Origin of the sequence: Pseudoalteromonas ardens, from assembly GCF_030125445.1 — a bacterium.
GTDB classification, from domain to species: domain Bacteria; phylum Pseudomonadota; class Gammaproteobacteria; order Enterobacterales; family Alteromonadaceae; genus Pseudoalteromonas; species Pseudoalteromonas ardens.
The window spans coordinates 322443-340908 of record NZ_JASJUV010000002.1; the positions used below are offsets into that span (position 1 = coordinate 322443).

The following is an 18466-nucleotide window of genomic DNA, read 5'->3' on the forward strand; positions in this document are numbered from 1 at the left end:
ATTGAACCAGATTACTCTGGTGCCTGTTCATCAGTGTCAGGCGTTTCAACAAGCTCTGCTTCCCCTTCCAGGGTGTCGTCAATTTCAATCTCTTCGATACGTTGTAAACCAACTACCTGCTCGTCGTCAACCGTTCTGATCAGGATAACACCCTGGGTGTTACGCCCAACCGTCGAGACCTCATTGACGCGGGTGCGAACCAGAGTACCACGATTAGAAATCAGCATGATCTCGTCATTGTCCTGAACCTGTACTGCACCAACAACTCGACCGTTACGGTCTGTGACCTTGATTGAAACAACCCCTTGCGTTGCACGGCTCTTAGCCGGGTACTCTTCAAGTGGTGTACGCTTGCCGTAACCATTTTCAGTGACCGTCAGAATAGCGCCGTCATTCTTAGGTACAATCAATGACACCACTTTGACGTCATCCGGCATCTTAATACCACGCACACCGGTTGCGGTACGACCCATGGGGCGTAAGGCCAGCATTTCTTCACCCGTTTCAGGATCAATTTTTATTTCACCGGTTTCTGAGTCGCGCAGCTTCTCATTGAAGCGTACGACTTTACCATGATCGGTGAACAACATGATGTCGTTATTACCATCTGTGATGTCCGCACCAATCAGATTATCACCGTCATTCAGGTTAATGGCGATAATACCGCTTGCACGCTGACGGCTGTAGGCGGTTAATGGGGTCTTCTTCACAACGCCATTGGCCGTAGCCATCAATACAAACTTATCGTCTTCGTATTGTTTGACCGGCAAAATAGTAGTGATACGCTCATCTGCTTCAAGCGGTAATAAGTTTACTATCGGCTTACCACGCGCGGCACGAGATGCCAGTGGCAACTGGTACACTTTCAACCAGTACAAACGTCCTGATGTTGAGAAACACAGAATTGTATCGTGGGTATTTGCAACCAGCAGACGTTCAATGAAGTCTTCATCTTTCATCTTAGTTGCTGCTTTACCTTTACCACCACGACGCTGTGCTTCGTAATCAGACAGAGGCTGATACTTTACATAACCTTCGTGTGACAAGGTGACAACTACGTCTTCTTCGTTGATCAGATCTTCCAGGCTGATGTCATGTGCTGCTGCTGAAATCTCAGTACGGCGCTCGTCACCATAGTTTTCTTTGATCTCTGCCAATTCGTCGCGGATCACTTCCATCAGACGATCAGGTGAAGACAAAATAAAGAGTAATTCAGCAATGAGATCCAGTAGCTCCTGATATTCGCCAAGGATCTTTTCGTGCTCCAGGCCTGTTAGCTTGTGTAAGCGTAAATCAAGAATAGCCTGGGCCTGTTGCTCAGACAGGTAATACTGGCCATCACGGATCCCCAGCTCAGCATCAAGCCAGTCTGGACGCGCGACATTTTCTTCACCGGCACGCTCAAGCATTGGACGCACTGAACCCAACTCCCACGGACGAGATGTCAATGCAGCTTTCGCTTCTGCTGGAGTCGGTGACTTACGGATAAGCTCAATGATTGGGTCAATATTGGCTAGTGCAATTGCCAGACCTTCCAGCGTGTGCGCGCGATCGCGCGCTTTGCGCAAGTCGTATACCGTACGGCGAGTTACAACTTCACGACGGTGGACAATAAAGGCCTCAAGCATTTCTTTAAGGTTGAAACACTTCGGCTGATTGTTATCCAGCGCAACCATGTTAATACCAAACACAGTTTGCAGCTGAGTCTGAGCATACAGGTTGTTCAGTACAACCTCGCCCACTTCACCACGCTTAATCTCAATAACAATACGCATACCGTCTTTGTCAGACTCATCACGTAGTGCACTGATCCCTTCAACCTTTTTATCTTTCACCAGCTCCGCGATTTTTTCAATCAAGCGTGCTTTGTTGACCTGATATGGGATCTCATTGACGATGATGGTTTCTTTACCGGTTTTTTCATCGGTTTCGATTTCAGCACGGGCACGGATATACACTTTACCGCGACCGGTTTTGTATGCTTGCTCTATGCCTTTCTTACCATTGATGATAGCCGCAGTCGGGAAATCAGGTCCCGGAATATAATCAATTAGCTCATCAATCGTAATATCTGGATTTTGAATCACAGCCAGACAACCATTGATCACTTCAGTCAGGTTATGAGGTGGGATGTTTGTCGCCATACCAACCGCGATACCCGAAGAACCATTGACCAGCAGGTTAGGTACTTTTGTCGGTAACACGTCAGGAATTTGCTCAGTGCCATCATAGTTTGGCACATAATCTACGGTTTCTTTGTCCAGATCTGCCAGCAGCTCATGAGACATTTTTGCCATACGTACTTCGGTATAACGCATTGCCGCCGCTGAGTCACCATCGACTGAACCAAAGTTACCCTGGCCATCCACCAGCATATAACGTAGTGAAAACGGCTGAGCCATACGAACAATGGTGTCGTAAACTGCGCTATCACCGTGTGGGTGGTATTTACCGATCACGTCGCCCACAACACGGGCTGATTTTTTATAAGGTTTGTTCCAGTCGTTACGCAACTCGTTCATCGCGAATAGTACGCGACGATGCACAGGCTTCAGGCCATCACGGACGTCTGGTAAGGCACGTCCAACGATGACACTCATCGCGTAATCAAGATAGGAATTTTTCAATTCGTCTTCGATATTGACCGGGAGGATTTCATTGGCAAGATCAGTCATTTAATACCACTTTCCTTCAGAGTCTTTTCCTTTTGTGTCACACTATAGACATCAAAAGGTTCAATTATTATTAGTTCGACTGGGGATACTATCATAGTTTCTGGGCTAATGCAGTGGCTAAATGACTCGGAAATTTCATCCAATACCGATAGAATGCGCTCAGTTCAACGAGGAAGTTTTTTATGACCGAACATCAAAATGTAGATTTAAGTGAAATTGCAAAGTTTGAAGAGATTGCTGAACGCTGGTGGGATCGCGAAGGTGAATTTAAACCACTGCATGACATTAACCCGTTACGACTAGACTTTATCAACGATCGGTGTGGTGGTTTGTTTGACAAAAAAGTACTCGATGTCGGTTGTGGTGGCGGTATTTTGACAGAAAGTATGGCAAAAATGGGCGCCAAAGCGCATGGTATCGACCTGGGGCAGGAACCACTGAATGTTGCTAAACTACATGCACTGGAAGCAGGTGTTGCCATTGATTACCGCAAGGTATCAGCAGAAGAATTTGCCGCACATCATAGCGCACAATTTGATGTCGTCACTTGCATGGAAATGCTTGAGCACGTGCCCGATCCAGCTTCTATTATTGCAGCTGTTGCAAAAGCAGCAAAACCGGGCGCCGACGTGTTCTTCTCTACATTGAACAAGACTCACAAAGCATTTTTGCTTGCCGTTGTTGCGGCTGAGCGAGTGTTGAAGATGGTACCTCCGGGCACCCACGACCACAACAAGTTCATCCGCCCCTCTACCCTGATAGGCTGGGCCGAAGCTGAAGGCTTGAAAGTGCGCCGCGCTGCCGGTATCAATTATAACCCCTTCGGTAAAACCTTTACGCTGACTAATGACGTCAGTGTTAATTACCTCCTCCACTTTGAGAAACTCGCATGACACAGGCAGTAATATTTGATCTCGACGGCACCCTGCTCAATACCAGTGATGATTTGGGCGCCGCACTCAATCACGTTTTACAACAGCACGAAATGGCCGAGGTACCGCGTACGGTATACAGTCCGGCCATCTCCAATGGTGTAAAGGCGCTGCTGGAAGTCGGCTTTGGAGAACAGCTCAGCAAATTCGACTTTTCAGCTTTAAAGCAACAGCTGCTGGATTATTACGAACAACACATTGCTGTTCACTCTCGCTGCTTTGAAGGTATTGAAGCTTTGCTTCAAGCCTTACAGAGCAGGGAAATTAAAATTGCGATTATGACCAATAAGCCCACTTTTCTTACCCTACCCCTGCTGGCCCAGATCGGCCCGCTTAAGGGCATTGAGGTTGTGGTGTGCGGCGACACCCTGGAAGTTGCTAAACCACACCCTGAGCCACTCTTACTTGCCGCTAAACAATTGGGCGTAGATCCCACCAGGTGTACCTATATTGGAGATGCTGAACGCGACATTGCAGCGGCAAAAGCGGCAGGAATGCGATCAGCCGCCGCCTTGTGGGGCTTCATTCCATCCCTGGAAGAGGCACAAAGTTGGTCTGCGGATCTGAATCTTACTAACCCAGAATCACTCATTTCGTATATTTAGTGGCATTGATTAAAAAATGCCACTATATGTAGTGTTGTGAACTATATTGAGAACAATTTTGCACAGAAAAAAAACAGTCGTGCAGTTTGCAAAATTTTCTTAAAAAAAGAGAAAAATCGATTGTCGTGAGTTGATTTTTTTTTGCTTGCAGCCATGTTGGATAGCAGAAGGTTAGTGTTTGCTAACATAAAAATATTATCCCTATGTTATCCACAATCCATAGAAAGTTGCTCTATTGCAAAATAGCGATAACCCCACTATCTTGTGATCCTCTTTCTAGCGGACACCATATATAGTGGTGAAATGCTAAGCAATTATGAATATGCGATGACAATTACCGCATTCCGGGGGAATACAGGCGTAGCTATGAACCAACAATTATCTGTCAGTAAACGCAACGGCCGTAAAGAGCCGCTTGATTTAGATAAAATTCATCGAGTGATAAACTGGGCTGCTGAAGGCCTGAATAATGTGTCTGTTTCTCAGGTAGAGCTTAAATCTCACATTCAGTTTTATGATGGTATTCGCACCGAAGACATCCATGAAACCATCATTAAAGCCGCCGCTGATCTAATTTCGAAAGATACGCCAGACTATCAATATCTGGCAGCGCGCCTGGCAGTATTCCACTTGCGTAAAAAGGCTTACGGTCAGTTTGAGCCACCTCATTTGTACGATCATGTGACTAAGCTGGTTGAAGACAAGCGCTATGATGCAGGTTTATTGACTGATTATACTCGAGAAGAATATGAGCAGCTAAACGACTTCCTGGAGCATGATCGTGATATGTCGTTTAGTTACGCCGCCGTCAAACAGCTAGAAGGTAAGTACTTGGTGCAAAACCGGGTGACTGGCGAAATCTATGAGAGCGCTCAGTTCCTGTATATTCTGGTTGCAGCCAGCTTATTCTCAGATTATCCGAAAGAAACGCGACTTGATTATATCAAGCGTTTCTACGACGCGGTTTCACAGTTTAAGATTTCACTGCCAACGCCAATTATGTCGGGTGTACGTACACCGACTCGTCAGTTCAGCTCATGCGTACTAATTGAAACGGCAGACAGCCTTGATTCTATTAACGCAACATCGTCTGCTATCGTTAAGTACGTTAGCCAACGCGCCGGGATCGGTGTTAATGCAGGTCGGATCCGTGCTCTAGGTAGCCCTATCCGCAATGGTGAAGCATTCCACACAGGCTGTATTCCATTCTACAAGCACTTCCAGACAGCCGTGAAAAGCTGCTCTCAAGGGGGCGTTCGTGGTGGTGCTGCGACACTATTTTACCCTTTATGGCACCTGGAAGTGGAGAACCTGCTGGTTCTGAAGAACAACCGAGGTGTTGAGGAAAACCGTGTAAGACACCTCGACTACGGTGTTCAGTTCAATAAAACGATGTACGCTCGCTTAATCAAAGACGATTACATCACTTTGTTCAGCCCGTCAGATGTACCTGGTTTGTACGACGCGTTCTTCGAAGATCAAGAAAAGTTCGAACGTCTGTATGTACAGTATGAGCAGGATGAATCAATCCGTAAGAAGCGCATTAAAGCACTTGAGCTATTCTCTATGTTTGCTCAGGAACGCGCGAGTACTGGTCGTATTTATCTGCAAAACGTTGACCACTGTAATACACACAGCCCGTTTGACGCAAAAGTTGCCCCTATTCGCCAGTCTAACCTGTGCCTGGAAATTGCACTGCCAACCAAGCCGCTAAGTCATGTTAATGATGAAGAAGGCGAGATTGCATTGTGTACTCTGTCTGCGTTTAACCTCGGCGCTATTAGCAGCCTGGATGAACTGGAAGAGCTTGCTGAGCTGGCTGTTCGAGCTCTGGACAACTTGCTGGACTTCCAGGACTACCCTGTTCCAGCGGCAAAAAATGCCACTATGGGTCGTCGCACTTTGGGTATCGGTGTCATCAACTTTGCCTACTACCTGGCAAAAAATGGCGTTAAGTACTCAGATGGCAGCGCTAATGGCCTAACCCACAGAACATTCGAAGCCATTCAGTATTACCTGATGAAAGCATCTAACAAGTTGGCTCAGGAACGTGGTGCTTGTCCTAAATTTAATGAGACAACCTACGCAAAAGGCATTATGCCAATCGATACCTACAAAAAAGATGTAGACGGTATCTGTAACGAGCCTCTGCACCTGGACTGGGACGGATTACGTCAGGACGTAATGCAATATGGTATGCGTAACTCGACTTTGTCTGCGTTGATGCCATCTGAAACGTCTTCTCAGATCTCTAACGCAACGAATGGCATTGAGCCTCCACGCGGCCACATTAGCGTTAAGGCCAGTAAAGATGGTATCCTTAAGCAAGTAGTGCCTGAGTACGAGCGACTGAAGGACAACTACGAGCTATTATGGGATATCCCTTCAAACGATGGCTATTTAGGCCTGGTCGGTATTATGCAAAAGTTTGTTGACCAAACTATTTCGGCAAATACCAACTACGACCCGACTAAGTTTGAAGGTGGCAAAGTGCCTATGAAGCTGTTGCTCAAAGATTTACTTACCGCATACAAGCTGGGCGTAAAAACCTTGTATTACCACAACACCCGTGACGGTGCATCGGATGCTCAGGACGAAATGAAGCCTGAGGCTGAAGACGATGATTGTGCAGGCGGCGCTTGTAAAATCTAATCATAGTTAGCGGGTAATTTACCCGCTCTTTTTTGGTGTCGAGAATTATCTATGTCGTATTCTACGTTTAACAGAACCCACAACAATCAATTGCAGGAGCCGATGTTTTTCGGCCAATCTGTTAATGTCTCCCGTTATGATCAGCAAAAATACCCTATTTTCGAAAAGCTGATCGAAAAGCAGCTGTCTTTTTTCTGGCGCCCTGAAGAGGTCGACGTCAGTAAAGACAGATTGGATTTCCAGGCGTTACCAGAGCACGAGAAACACATTTTTCTAAGTAACCTAAAGTATCAAACGCTGTTAGACAGTGTGCAGGGGCGCTCTCCCAATGTTGCTTTGCTCCCTATTGTTTCAATCCCAGAGTTAGAGACCTGGATTGAGACCTGGGCTTTCAGTGAAACGATCCACAGTCGCTCTTACACACATATCATTCGCAACGTCACTAAATCACCTGAGCTAATTTTTGACGACATCGTCGAAAACGATAAGATCAGTGAACGTGCAGAGGCAGTTACTAAGCATTATGACGCATTGATCGAAAAGGTCTCTCTGTACAATCTGTACGGCGAAGGCAAGCACGAAATCAACGGCGAAACAGTGCACATTAATCTGTTTGAGCTGAAGAAAATGCTTTATCTCTGCATTATGTCGGTGAACATCCTGGAAGCGATCCGCTTTTATGTGAGCTTCGCCTGTTCATTTGCATTCGCAGAACGTGAGCTCATGGAAGGTAACGCCAAGATCATCAAGTTGATCGCCCGTGACGAAGCACTCCACTTGTCTGGTACTCAGCACATCCTCAACATTATGCAAGATGGCAAAGATGACCCAGAAATGGCGATCGTCGCTGCACAATGTCAGGAACAAGCGATCCAGATGTTTGTAGAAGCCGCTGAGCAGGAAAAAGAATGGGCAGAATACCTGTTTAAAGATGGCTCTATGATTGGCCTGAACAAAGACATCCTGTGTCAGTATGTTGAATACATCACTAACGTACGCATGACTGCTGTCGGTTTACCTGCACAGTTTGAAAGCAACAGTAACCCTATTCCCTGGATCAATGCCTGGTTAGTGTCTGACAACGTTCAGGTTGCGCCACAAGAGGCCGAGATCAGCTCATACCTGGTAGGTCAGATTGATGCAGAAGTCGATGCGTCTGACTTTGGTGACTTTGACCTGTAATGACAGACAGGCCAGTCAAAAAAATCTTTCTTGACCCTAACAAAGAGCCGCTCCTCCACGCGGCTCACTCCCCTTCACTCCTTGCAACGCTTGAAGCCAATCAGGTTGAAGTTGCCTATCAGTGCAGAGAAGGGTTTTGTGGTGCGTGCCGCGCTAAGCTCTGCCGGGGAAAGATAGCCTACAATCAGGAGCCTTTGGCGTTCGTCCGCGACGGAGAGGTTTTGCTCTGTTGCAGCCAGCCAGTTACCGATGTGATCATTAAGCTAGTGTAGTTTAATGATCTCACTTTGATAGTAATCCACTTTGTCACTCACGCTGATCACCCCATTATCTATGATAACGTCCCAATGCAGGCTACGCGATAAAACACTGGCCAACTGACTCACAAAGTCTGCGGACAGTGAAAAAATACTGATACCCTGTAACGCTATCAGATGAGGTGCCAGTTCTGCATACCAGGCATCAGCGTCAGACACCAGAAAAACCACCTTATTCGCTTGTTTACGATACTTTTGCAGTTCACTCAGGCTGTGTTCCCCAGCATAAATTGCAACGTCTACTTGCCCCTGCGCATTCTCTAGCCACACGTCTGGCTGATGCTTCTCTCTCACGCCCAGCCAGTGCACGCTATCTAAGTAAGACAGACCGCAAAACCCTATCAGCTTTAACACAAAATGCTCCAGTGTTTCAGCTTTTTGCAGCGCTGCAGTGAACACTTCCTGATGATGTGAGCGATGAAACAAGTCTGCAATATTCATTCGCACCTTAAAAACAAAGAGATCAGTCATGATATGTGTACCTGAACCTATCAAACTAACTATATTAAGCCGTCAAAATAATGCAAACTTAAAGAGATAGTATAACATCATTGATACCGCAATAATGCGGTGTTATATTATTGCAAGTATAAACAATTCAGAATGAGTACTATGTTTAAGCAGTCTTTGATTACTTTTGCCATAACCAGCGCAATTTTTTCCTCGCAGGCCTCTGCCGCACAATTAAAAGGTAAAGTGCTGGATACCAATAATCAGCCAGTTCCTAATGCAACGGTGCATTTGCACGGTAAATCACAGTCCGTTAAAACCGATATTAACGGTCAATTTAGCATTAACGTCGATCAAGCCGCTCAGCTGCATGTCAGTAAAGACAACTTTATCAATGAGCGCATTGATGTTACTCCGGACTCGCCTTATGTGACCGTTAAGCTGGCACCAAGTTCAGTTGAGAGCGTCGTGGTATACGCCTCTGCTTTGCACAAAAGTAACATCGAAATGGCCTCTCCTGTCGCCGTTTTAAGTGGTGATGAGCTGAAAAACAGCGCCAAGCCAACACTGGGTGAAACACTCAAACAACTGCCAGGCATTAACGCCAGTTATTTTGGACCTGTATCATCAAGCCCGATCATTCGTGGTTTAGATGGTCCACGCGTTAAAATTACCCAAAACGGTCTGGACAGCAGTGATGCATCTCGCGTCGGTCCTGACCACGCCAATACCAACGATTCTCTGGCTGCACAGCAAATTGAAGTACTGCGCGGCCCTGCTACATTACTCTATGGTTCAGGCGCTATTGGTGGTGTAGTTAATGTGGTAGATAACCGTATCCCGACTGATGTGATTGAAGGAGTTCAGGGCGCAGCGGAGTTCAGCCACGACACCAATTCAAATACCAATACAGTCGCTGCATTATTTGAAGCAGGTAACAACGGCTTTAATTTCCACTTTGATGGGGTAACGCGTAAAGGCGGCGACTATGAAACACCGCGTTTTGCCCTGCCAGGTGAAGAACATGACGACCATGATCACGACGAACATGGTCATGATGAACATGAAGAACATGGTCACAATGAGCACGGTGAAGACGAGCATGGGGAAGAAGCACACGGCGAAACTGAGTACGCAGAACGTGTTGCCAATACCTTTATCGACTCTGAGCAATTTAATATTGGTACCAGCTTCGTTGGCGATCACCTGACGGTTGGCTTGTCTTACGGCCGTATTGAAACCGACTACGGGATCCCTGCCCACTCTCATGAAGATCACGATCACGGCGATGATCATGATGAACACGACCATGATGAGCATGACCACGACGAACATGATCATGACGACCATGATGAACATAGCGAAGACGAGCACGACCACGCACATGGCGCAGAAGAAGAAGCTGTCTTCGCTCGTGTTAAACAAGACAGATGGCAGGCACTCTTTAACTATGCATTGCATAACAACTGGATAGAGTCTATTCAGGTGCGCGCAGGTTTTACCGATTATGAGCACTCTGAAATTGAACATGGTGCAGTTGGAACAACGTTCACTAACGAAACAACTGAACTGAGAACCAATATCGAGCATAGATTGGGCGAGTGGCACGGCATTATCGGTTATCACTTCTCTGACAGTGACTACGCCGCTGAGGGCGCAGAAGCGTTCACCCCAGCGACTAACACGAAAACACATGCATTCTACGTGCTTGAAGAGCGCCGTTTTGGTGATGTAACTTTAGAGCTGGGTGCACGTGTTGAAGACTTCGCATTGTCTAGCAACTTTACGTCAGGCCATGACGAGCATGATCATGATGACCACGGTCACGACGAGCATGACCACGAGCATGAAGGTCATGAAGATGAACACATGGCCGAGGTCATCGACTATACACTGGATACTACTAACTTTAGTGCCTCAATTGGCGCAGTGTATGATTATGCTGAAGGTCACAATGTTGCCGTTAACCTGTCTCGCTCAGAGCGTGCACCTCTGACAGCCGAACTGCTATCAAATGGCCTGCACATCGCCACCTCTACTTATGAGCTGGGCCTTGGCTACCATATCGAAGGTGATGAAGTACACTTCGAGCCTGAGCATATTGAACAGGAAAGATCGACCAATCTGGATATCAGCATCAGACGTTTCATTGGCGATTTTGGTTACACAGTAAACTTCTTCTACAATGATGTCTCGAATTACTATTATCAGCGTAATACCGGCTACATGTATACCGGTGAACACGGCATTGAACTGGCTGACCACCATCATGATGGTGCCCTGCCCGTTTATCAATTTGAAAGTGCCGATGCTGAACTATATGGGTTTGAATTTGACGCCCACTATCAGATCGATGCACGTAACCGCATTAAAGTCTATGGTGACCACCTAAGAGCAGAATTAGATTCGGGCGAATATCTGCCACGTATTCCAGCTAATAAGCTGGGTACGAGCTACCGCTTTGAACTTGAAGATTTTGCAGCAGAGCTGAGCGCCACGCACTACATGACACAGGACAAGTTAGCGCAGTCAGAAACAAAAACCGACAGCTATACTTTACTAAATGCCAGCTTCAGTTATGACTTTAGTCTGTCAGGAGTGGATCTGGTTGGTTATGTGAATGTCGACAACATCACCGATGAACTTGGCTTTGTACACAGCTCATTTATCAAAGAGCAGGCCCCGTTGCCAGGACGTAACTTCAAGTTAGGGATCCGTGGTTACTTCTAAGTTTGTAGGCTCTGTTTTTCTTGTTAGCTAATAGCAAAAGACAAACAGTTCCTATCTGAGCCCAATGCCGCTGCAAAGCGGCATTTTCTTTATTAGCCCTGCCATAATGATAAGCACCGTTAGAACCGGTTTAGAAGGCCTGCACACTCACACGATTTAATGCGACCAATGCGCACCATACAGGCCCTATCAAGCTGTGCGTCGAACCAACCGACTTTGATAATGTATTCGCCTAACAACGTTAGAAAATGCGGCTGGCTGCAAGGGTTACAATTGAGTAAAAAAGTCTTCAGGCTGGTGTCTGACAGGTTTAGTACAGTGTACGGTGGGTGTACCCAGATACAGATAACCGACGATTTCATCCTGTTCATTCAATCCCAGCTGGCGCTTCACTGAGCTACTTTGTGCAAAGTAACCCGTTCTCCAGACGCCAGACAGGCCCTGAGCAAAGGCCGCCTGCTGCATTGCAAATACGCTACAGGCTGCACTCTCTACTTGCTCAATTCTGGGCACTTTTGGATGTTCCATATAAGGAGAAACCGCGATAACCAGCATAGGGGCACGCTCAGGCAAAGATTTCGCACGGTCGATGATGCGTTGCTCTTGTTGCTCCTCAATCGCAGCCTGATAAAAGATCTCGCCCAGTTTCTCTCTGCCGTGTTCCTCAACCAAAATAAAGCGCCACGGCTTTAATCCACCGTGATCCGGCACCTTAAGGGCTGCTTTTTTTATTACTTCCAGTTGAGCCGCATCAGGGCCAGGGAATGACAAGTTGCTGTCGGATTGTCGCGTTGTTAATAGTTCAATGGCATCCATTTGTAATTCCATAAATTTCTGTTAGTACCCTATTCTAACGCGACACCGACGCAAAAGTTTAGTGTCTGCTTTCAAAAACCGCTTACGGCAAGTAATTTTGCTCAGGTTCCAGTGGCTTTCGAACCCAATAGTCCACACTAAAGTAGCGTCCACCTCCGGTAAACAACAGGCTTATCAACATCGCAAAATAGATAGCCGCGAATTCAATACCATTGTTCAGGATCACCGGATTGCCATACTCATAAAGATATTCCGGCAGGCCATTCGCTGCAACGATCTCTTTGATACGCGACAACCGATCAGCGACTTCTGTACTGGCTTCCAGACTCTGCTTCGCAGCATCGCTGCCCAACCAGGCAAAAACCTGTGCTGCACTGGTATCCGGATTACTGGGGGCGACGGAAAACCAGCCGTTATGCCAATGCACCTGAGTTGCAGCGACGAACATGGTCACAGCAAGTGGGATGGACACCAAACGTGTGGCCAAGCCAATTAACAGCAACCAGCCGCCGAGAAACTCTGTCCAGCCCGCCAGAAAAGCCAGCAAATCGGGTGCCGGTAAACCAAGCCCCCAGTCTGAATTACCAAACCAGGCCACCACATTCTCATCGGCCAGCAAGCGCGACAGGCCAGTAATATCAGGGTTGGCGAGGTTTAGTTTGCTGTAACCGGCTATGATCATGACCGGTGCCAGGATCAACCTGAGCATCAACGGCGCCAAACCGTCGAGCAAGGCTAATCTATTAAGAAAGGTACGATAAAAGGAGTAGAGTGATTTAAACATAAATAAAGTCTGTTATAACTGATGTTATAGAGTGTAGACCTTAAATCACCGTTTTTTATTGCAAATAGTATGGTTTTAAATAGCACAAAACACGGGTGATATGCCCAACAAGCATGCCCGTGCTTTGTCTGTCCTGGAACGATTATATTTTTCTGGCAACCTGAAGGGCTTCATAGATAGCCCGTTTAGCATCAATGGCTGATGCCAATTTGGCTCCGCCAATCACATACTGATTCGCTGGCATAGCCTCTTTGTCAAACAACGCATCGTTAGAGGTTTGTCCGATACAGGCCACAACCGTGTCCACGTCCAGCACACGCTCTTTACCCGCTTGCTTAACCAACAAGCCTTTGCTGTCAAACGAGATATACTCACACTCGGCAATCTGCTCAACATTGTGATGTTTGGCAACAGCTCGGTGGATCCACCCCGTTGTCTTACCTAAGTTACTACCAAAGCGTCCTTCACTGCGTTTAAGCATGTAAAGTTTTTTCCCAGTTGCGGTATCTGACGGCTGGCATTCAATCCCCCACTGCGCTTTGAACTCATCGATACTCTGATCCGCCTGCTCAGCGAGAAAAGCGACCATGTCGAAACCAATACCACCAGCACCCAGGATCGCAATTTTGTCTCCGAGTTCAACTTCTTTGCGGATCACTTCATCGTAAGCAAAAACACGTTTGCCATCGCTGCAAGTTATTCTGGACTGTCTGGGGCTTACACCCGTTGCGAAGACAATATCATCATAAGACTGAGCCATAGACGACTCGTACTCGCAACCCAGCTTCATGGTCACGCCCAGACGCGCGACTTCCTTCAGGAAGTAATTTAAGGTGTATTTAAAGTCTTCCTTACCTGGTATGCGCATTGCCAGATTGAACTGACCTCCGGCATGTTCGTTCTTATCAATCAGTGTAACTTTGTGTCCTTTCTTAGCCAGATAGCAGCTGGCAGACAGGCCTGCAGGCCCAGCGCCCACAACCAGCACTTGCTTAGGGCTGTTGGTGCGCTCCAGTGGATAATCCAGCTCATAGCCGGCCTGTGGGTTAACCAGACAAGTTGCCCGCTTACCTTTAAACACGTGGTCAAGACACCCCTGATTACAGCCGATGCAAATATTGATCTGTTCAGGTTTATTTTCAGCATACTTATTAAAGAATTCTGGATCCGCAAGTAATGGCCGTGCCATGGAGATCAGGTCGGCCTCGCCCTGGCTCAGAATGTCATTAGCCAGTTCAGGTGTGTTAATTCTGTTCACAGCCACGACTGGAATGTCGACCACGTCTTTTAGACGTTTTGACGCTTCACGAAACGCACCGGCGGGTACCATGCTGGCAATCGTCGGGACGCGCGCTTCGTGCCAGCCAATGCCGGTATTTAGAATATCGACACCGGCTTCTTCCAAAGCTTTGGCCTGGAGCGTGACTTCTTCTGCTGTCGAACCATTGGGGATCAGATCCATAACGGACAGTCGGAACACGATTATGAATTTAGCGGATACCTTTTCTCTTACAGCGCGTACCACATCAACCGCCAAACGCATGCGATTTTCCAGCGTTCCACCATATAAATCCTGGCGTTTGTTGGTATGCTCAGCCATAAACTCGTTGATCAGATAACCTTCAGAGCCCATGATTTCAACCCCATCATAGCCCGCTTTTTCTGCCATTTTGGCCGATTTAGCAAAGTCTTTGACGGTATTGCGGATCATACTCAAGGACATCGATTTTGGCGTGTATGGATTAATGGGTGCTTTAATATCACTGGGTGCAACATTAAACGGGTGATATGCGTAGCGCCCTGCATGTAATAACTGAAGGCAGATTTTACCGCCATGCGCATGGACAGCATCGGTGTATGCGCGGTGCTTAATGATGTCATAGCGGCTATTAAATGAAGAAGAAATCGGCGTGAGTTTGCCACGCAGGTTTGGGCTATACCCACCGGTGATGATCAGGCCTACCCCACCTTTCGCGCGCTCTTCATAAAACGCTTTGAGCCGTTTCCTGTTATGCCACCCCTCTTCAAGGCCTGTGTGCATCGAGCCCATGACCAAGCGATTTCGCAAATCTGTGTTCTTCAATTGTAATTTTTGTTCTAACATTGCGTGCCCCAATGTAACTGGTCTTACCTGTGAACATTAACGATTTTATATTTTTTCGCAAGCAAAAACCGCGACTAATTTCTGTTAAATACGATTCAATGATAGAAAAGTGATTGATTTTTGGCCCATCATCGCCAAATAAATACTTAGTTACGTTTTTGTTCTAACGACGCTGCGGCAACTAAGTTATGATTAACAGTGAGTACATTCCACTAAGACATTCAGAGGTATAGCTTTGAAATTGATCGGTAAATTTTTTCTTGGGATCTGGCACGCGATAAACTTTTCGCGCCGCCTGATCCTCAACTTTTTGTTCTTCTTCCTGATTATTGCGGCAATGATCGGTATTTTCTCAACAGAGGAGCAACCTCAGGTAGCTCAGGACAGCGTATTGCGCCTGAACCTGTCTGGAAAACTGGTTGAGCAGCTGACTTATGTTGACCCAATAGACGCAGCGATGGGCGACGTCTTCGGTAAACAAGACTTGCCCAAAGAAATGCTGGTCGACGATGTTGTCGACACCATCAATACAGCAGCCCGCGACCCACGCATCAAAGCACTGTACTTGGATTTGCGTCATATGCACTATGCACACCTGGATAAGCTACGTGATATTGCAAGTGCTATTGAATTATTTAAAGAGTCAGACAAAAAGGTCTTTGCGCATAGCCCCTATTTTAGTCAGTCTCAGTATTACCTGGCCGCTCACGCCGATGAGGTGTCTGTTCACCCGTATGGCGGCATTAACATCAGTGGCTATGGCTCATACCCAATGTACTTTAAAGAAGCACTGGAAAAGCTTAAGGTCACCCAACACATTTTCCGGGTAGGCACCTATAAATCAGCAGTTGAGCCATTCATTCGTAATGATATGTCTGCGGCCGCGAAAGAAGCCAACAAACTTTGGCTTAACACTTTGTGGTCTCAGTATAAAACAGACGTGGCAAGCAAGCGAGGATTTGAACTTGCCAACTTTGACGAAACGCTCACGCAATATGTAGATAAAATGGCCTCGGTTACCGGCGACTCTGCGCAATTTGCCTTAAAATATGGCTGGGTTGATTCACTTGAAACAGATCAGGAATTCAACCAAAAAATGATTGACCTGGTCGGCACTCAGAACAATGGCAAACGCTTCAAGCAAGTCTCGTTCGAAGACTACTATGCAAGTACCGCGTCGCACGATTTTGGCCCGAATCCATTTACCGAAAAAGTCGCCGTAGTGGTTGCGAAAGGCACGATTGTCGACGGCAAACGTAAAGCCGGTATGATAGGCGGTGACTCAACAGCGGCTCTGCTACGCAAAGCAAGACTGGATAACAAAGTTAAGGCTGTGGTGTTGAGGATTGATTCTGGTGGCGGCAGCATGTTTGCTTCCGAAGTCATTCGTAACGAGGTACTGGCCATCAAGGCCGCCGGAAAACCTGTGATTGCGTCTATGGGCTCGGTGGCAGCGTCAGGCGGCTACTGGATTGCGGCATCTGCTAACGAAATCTGGGCCTCACCCAGTACCATTACAGGGTCTATTGGTGTCTTTGGGACCATTTTAACTTTTGAGAATTCGCTGAAAGAATTAGGCGTGTATTCAGATGGTGTGGCAACAACTGAACTTAAGTCGTCCTCTATATCCCGTGGCCTGGATCCTAAGTTTGCGGATGTATTGCAAATGGGCGTGGAAGATGCTTATAACAAGTTTATTTCAGTGATAGCAGATTCCCGTAACCTGCCAGTCTCTGATGTAGATGATGTCGCGCAAGGCCGGGTTTGGCTTGCTACTCAGGCACATGAGTTTGGGCTTATCGACCAGCTTGGTACCAAACAGCAGGCGATTGAAGCGGCGGCGAAAATGGCCAACCTTGAACATTACGATGTCTATACTGTTGAGCAAACCCTGTCAGAAAAAGAGCAGCTGCTACAGGATATTTTCGGCTCAGCGACTGTACAGTCATTGCTTTCAGTATCAGATGATACCACGCTGTCATTAAATCCGATTGCTCATGAAGGACTCAACCAGCTTTTCTATCAGGTTAAGCAAAGTGCTGCGATGATCACACAGTTTAATGATCCTAACAATATCTATACCTTGTGTACCACCTGCATCGTGGGTGAGTAAGGAATGTCTCAATGATTTGACTGCATTGTGATGCTGCAGTTGATATAATTAGCCCGGACTAGGATCCGGGCTTTTTTTTAGGTACCAGAATGAAAAGAAAAAAAATCTATATTGCCTATACAGGCGGCACAATTGGCATGAAGCAATCCAGCCGGGGATACGTACCTGTTGCTGGATATCTGACCGAGACAGTAAAAAGTAATGCTGAATTTACCCGAGAAGAGATGCCCCTGTTCGACATTCATGAATACTGCCCACTGATCGATTCATCTGACATGTCGCCACAACACTGGCAGCTGATAGCCGACGACATTAAGAGTAAATACGAAGAGTACGATGGGTTTGTCGTACTACATGGCACAGATACCATGGCCTACACGGCTTCGGCTCTGTCGTTTATGTTCGAAAATCTGACCAAGCCTGTCATTATCACAGGTTCACAAATTCCGCTGTCACAACTTCGCTCTGATGGCCAGGTCAACTTGCTTAATGCTATGTATCTCGCCGCCAACTACCCTATTGCTGAAGTAAGCTTGTTTTTTAATAACAAGCTATTTCGGGGTAATCGTGCCATCAAAGCGCATGCTGACGGATTTGACGCCTTTGCCTCTCCCAATATGGCCCCTTTGGCTCAGGCTGGGATTAATATTCAATTACTCGAAGGCCAACTTAGTCCATACGTGGATCAAGCCTTGCGCGTCACGCCCATTGCATCACAGCCCATCGGCGTACTGCACCTGTATCCAGGTATCAGTAGTACTATGGTGACCAACGTCCTGCAGAGCGATATCAAAGCCCTTATTTTGCTGAGCTTTGGTGTCGGCAATGCACCTCAGCAAGAGGACATTCTGGATGCCCTTAAAGCAGCCTCGGACAGAGGCGTCGTGATCGTTAATTTAACCCAGTGTATTCAGGGTCAGGTAAATATGGGTGGCTATGCGACAGGTAATGCCCTGCTCAACTGTGGTGTCATTAGCGGATACGACATGACCTTGGAAGCCTGCCTGACAAAACTACATTACTTATTTAGCCAGGGCCTCGAACTAGAAACCGTACGCCACCTGATGCAGGACAATCTACGCGGTGAGCTGACTCGGTAAATCTCA

At 46.9% G+C, this 18466-nt stretch carries 13 protein-coding genes; 8 read left to right on the plus strand and 5 right to left on the minus strand.

Annotation, left to right across the window (positions count from 1 at the left end; translation table 11 throughout):
• Positions 1-11 precede the first annotated feature (11 nt).
• Positions 12-2675: a DNA topoisomerase (ATP-hydrolyzing) subunit A gene (gene gyrA / locus QNM19_RS06460; RefSeq protein WP_284026490.1), complete on the minus strand. Its 2664-nt coding sequence runs from the start codon at positions 2673-2675 to the stop codon at positions 12-14.
• 182 nt (positions 2676-2857) lie between these two features.
• Between gyrA and ubiG the strand changes: the two genes are divergently transcribed.
• From ubiG to yfaE, 5 genes are all read left to right on the plus strand, one after another.
• Positions 2858-3568 carry a bifunctional 2-polyprenyl-6-hydroxyphenol methylase/3-demethylubiquinol 3-O-methyltransferase UbiG gene (ubiG, locus tag QNM19_RS06465; RefSeq protein WP_284026491.1) on the plus strand — a complete coding sequence of 237 codons (711 nt, stop codon included), beginning with the start codon at positions 2858-2860 and terminating at the stop codon, positions 3566-3568.
• Complete coding sequence (locus QNM19_RS06470) at positions 3565-4212, plus strand: HAD family hydrolase (RefSeq protein WP_049866283.1); 648 nt, start codon at positions 3565-3567, stop codon at positions 4210-4212. Before ubiG ends, QNM19_RS06470 begins: the two co-directional genes overlap by 4 nt.
• A gap of 366 nt (positions 4213-4578) precedes the next feature.
• Positions 4579-6864 carry a class 1a ribonucleoside-diphosphate reductase subunit alpha gene (gene nrdA, locus QNM19_RS06475; RefSeq protein ID WP_049866282.1) on the plus strand — a complete coding sequence of 762 codons (2286 nt, stop codon included), beginning with the start codon at positions 4579-4581 and terminating at the stop codon, positions 6862-6864.
• A 51-nt stretch (positions 6865-6915) separates the two neighbouring features.
• Entirely contained in the window at positions 6916-8046 is a 1131-nt protein-coding gene (nrdB, locus tag QNM19_RS06480; RefSeq protein WP_049866281.1) for a class Ia ribonucleoside-diphosphate reductase subunit beta, read from the plus strand.
• Positions 8046-8318 (plus strand): class I ribonucleotide reductase maintenance protein YfaE, encoded by a 273-nt coding sequence (gene yfaE / locus QNM19_RS06485; RefSeq protein WP_284026492.1) that lies wholly within the window; start codon positions 8046-8048, stop codon positions 8316-8318. The genes nrdB and yfaE overlap by 1 nt, the downstream gene beginning before the upstream one ends.
• Here yfaE and QNM19_RS06490 read toward each other — a convergent pair.
• A complete protein-coding gene (locus QNM19_RS06490; protein ID WP_049864701.1) occupies positions 8310-8834 on the minus strand; it encodes a YaeQ family protein in 525 nt (174 codons plus the stop codon). The genes yfaE and QNM19_RS06490 overlap by 9 nt on opposite strands.
• 141 nt (positions 8835-8975) lie before the next feature.
• Between QNM19_RS06490 and QNM19_RS06495 the strand changes: the two genes are divergently transcribed.
• Positions 8976-11543 carry a TonB-dependent receptor gene (locus tag QNM19_RS06495; protein ID WP_049864700.1) on the plus strand — a complete coding sequence of 856 codons (2568 nt, stop codon included), beginning with the start codon at positions 8976-8978 and terminating at the stop codon, positions 11541-11543.
• Between the two features lie 267 nt (positions 11544-11810).
• On the opposite strand, the gene QNM19_RS06500 is transcribed toward QNM19_RS06495, so the two are convergent.
• The 3 genes from QNM19_RS06500 to QNM19_RS06510 form a co-directional block, all read right to left on the minus strand.
• Positions 11811-12359 (minus strand): NAD(P)H nitroreductase, encoded by a 549-nt coding sequence (locus QNM19_RS06500; RefSeq protein ID WP_049864699.1) that lies wholly within the window; start codon positions 12357-12359, stop codon positions 11811-11813.
• An 82-nt stretch (positions 12360-12441) separates the two neighbouring features.
• Positions 12442-13143: an HvfX family Cu-binding RiPP maturation protein gene (locus tag QNM19_RS06505; protein ID WP_049864698.1), complete on the minus strand. Its 702-nt coding sequence runs from the start codon at positions 13141-13143 to the stop codon at positions 12442-12444.
• 142 nt (positions 13144-13285) lie between these two features.
• Positions 13286-15247: an FAD-dependent oxidoreductase gene (locus QNM19_RS06510; RefSeq protein WP_284026493.1), complete on the minus strand. Its 1962-nt coding sequence runs from the start codon at positions 15245-15247 to the stop codon at positions 13286-13288.
• A gap of 241 nt (positions 15248-15488) precedes the next feature.
• On the opposite strand from QNM19_RS06510, the gene sppA reads away from it, so the two are divergent.
• Positions 15489-17360 carry a signal peptide peptidase SppA gene (gene sppA / locus QNM19_RS06515; RefSeq protein ID WP_284026689.1) on the plus strand — a complete coding sequence of 624 codons (1872 nt, stop codon included), beginning with the start codon at positions 15489-15491 and terminating at the stop codon, positions 17358-17360.
• An 89-nt stretch (positions 17361-17449) separates the two neighbouring features.
• The gene (gene ansA / locus QNM19_RS06520; RefSeq protein ID WP_049864696.1) at positions 17450-18460 is read left to right on the plus strand and encodes an asparaginase; all 1011 of its coding nucleotides are present in this window, start codon (positions 17450-17452) and stop codon (positions 18458-18460) included.
• The last annotated feature ends 6 nt before the right edge of the window (positions 18461-18466 follow it).

Excerpts from the sequence above, each read along its gene's own strand:
- gyrA (WP_284026490.1), bottom strand. The coding sequence starts at position 2,675 with ATGACTGATCTTGCCAATGAAATCCTCCCGGTCAATATCGAAGACGAA.
- ansA (WP_049864696.1), top strand. The coding sequence starts at position 17,450 with ATGAAAAGAAAAAAAATCTATATTGCCTATACAGGCGGCACAATTGGC.
- ubiG (WP_284026491.1), top strand. The coding sequence starts at position 2,858 with ATGACCGAACATCAAAATGTAGATTTAAGTGAAATTGCAAAGTTTGAA.
- QNM19_RS06495 (WP_049864700.1), top strand. The coding sequence starts at position 8,976 with ATGTTTAAGCAGTCTTTGATTACTTTTGCCATAACCAGCGCAATTTTT.
- QNM19_RS06490 (WP_049864701.1), bottom strand. The coding sequence starts at position 8,834 with ATGACTGATCTCTTTGTTTTTAAGGTGCGAATGAATATTGCAGACTTG.
- QNM19_RS06505 (WP_049864698.1), bottom strand. The coding sequence starts at position 13,143 with ATGTTTAAATCACTCTACTCCTTTTATCGTACCTTTCTTAATAGATTA.
- QNM19_RS06470 (WP_049866283.1), top strand. The coding sequence starts at position 3,565 with ATGACACAGGCAGTAATATTTGATCTCGACGGCACCCTGCTCAATACC.
- yfaE (WP_284026492.1), top strand. The coding sequence starts at position 8,046 with ATGACAGACAGGCCAGTCAAAAAAATCTTTCTTGACCCTAACAAAGAG.
- nrdB (WP_049866281.1), top strand. The coding sequence starts at position 6,916 with ATGTCGTATTCTACGTTTAACAGAACCCACAACAATCAATTGCAGGAG.
- QNM19_RS06500 (WP_049864699.1), bottom strand. The coding sequence starts at position 12,359 with ATGGATGCCATTGAACTATTAACAACGCGACAATCCGACAGCAACTTG.
- QNM19_RS06510 (WP_284026493.1), bottom strand. The coding sequence starts at position 15,247 with ATGTTAGAACAAAAATTACAATTGAAGAACACAGATTTGCGAAATCGC.
- nrdA (WP_049866282.1), top strand. The coding sequence starts at position 4,579 with ATGAACCAACAATTATCTGTCAGTAAACGCAACGGCCGTAAAGAGCCG.